Source organism: Streptomyces sp. NPDC058877 (assembly GCF_042742855.1).
Classification (GTDB): domain Bacteria; phylum Actinomycetota; class Actinomycetes; order Streptomycetales; family Streptomycetaceae; genus Streptomyces.
Window position 1 is genome coordinate 1 of sequence record NZ_JBHYMF010000423.1, and the last position, 1,024, is coordinate 1,024.

A 1,024-nucleotide genomic window follows, 5' to 3' on the forward strand; every position below is an offset into this window, starting at 1 on the left:
TGACATTCGTCGCATTCCAATCCACCAGCACCCGATCCAACTCCGCGCCGTCAACCAACACGACCTGCGAAACACACAACTCCGCATCCGCGGCGGCCGCGCGCAACAGGTGGGTCAGTCGGTGGGTGAAGGCCTGCACGCTGGAGGGGTCGAACAGTTCCGCCGCGTACTCGGCGACGCAGGTGAAGCCGTTCGGACGTCCGAGCGCGTCGTGGCGCTCCTGGACGTGGAGGAGCAGGTCGAACTTCGCCGACTCGTTGGCGTAGCCGTCGTCGATGTGGGTGGTGAGGTGCGGGAGGGTGAGGGGCGGTCGTTCGGTGCCGTCGAAGTTGAGGACGACTTGGAACAGGGGGTGGTGGGATGCCGATCGGTGGGGGTTGACGATTTCGACGAGGCGTTCGAAGGGGAGGTCTTGGTGGTCGTAGGCGGCCAGGGCGGTGGTGCGGGTGAGCTGTACGAGTTCGCGGAAGGTGGGGTCGCCGTCCCATTTGACGCGCAGTGGGAGCTGGTTCACGAAGAAGCCGACCAGCTCGTCGAGCGACTCGTCGGGGCGTCCGGCGACCGGGGTGCCGATCGGGATGTCGCTGGAGCCGGTCAGCTGGGACAGCAGCGCCACCACGGCGGCATGGACCACCATGAACACGGTGGAGTCCGTCTCCCGCGCCAGGCGTACGACGGCCTCGTGGAGTTCGACGTCCCAGGTGAACTCCTCCCAGGCGCCGCGCTGGGTGGGCACCGCAGGGCGCATCCGGTCCAGGGGCAGGGTCAGTTCCTGCGGGGCTCCGTCGAGGGCGGTGCGCCAGTACGCGACCTGCCGCGCCAGAGCGCTGTCCGGGTCCTCCTCCGCACCGAGCCATTCCTGCTGCCATAGCGTGAAGTCGGCGTACTGCACGGGCAGGGCCTCGGTCCGCGCTTCCTCACCGCTGAGGCGGGCGGTGTAGGCGGTGGACAGGTCGCGGAACAGGGGTCCCATCGACCAGCCGTCCGCGGCGATGTGGTGCAGGAGCAGGAGCAGGACCCATTC

General features: G+C 68.3%; 1 protein-coding gene. It reads right to left on the minus strand.

From position 1 onward, the window contains the following. Positions 1–1,024 (minus strand): condensation domain-containing protein (locus tag ACFW2Y_RS36000; RefSeq protein ID WP_384888006.1); only part of this gene is annotated, 1,024 nt, incomplete at both ends.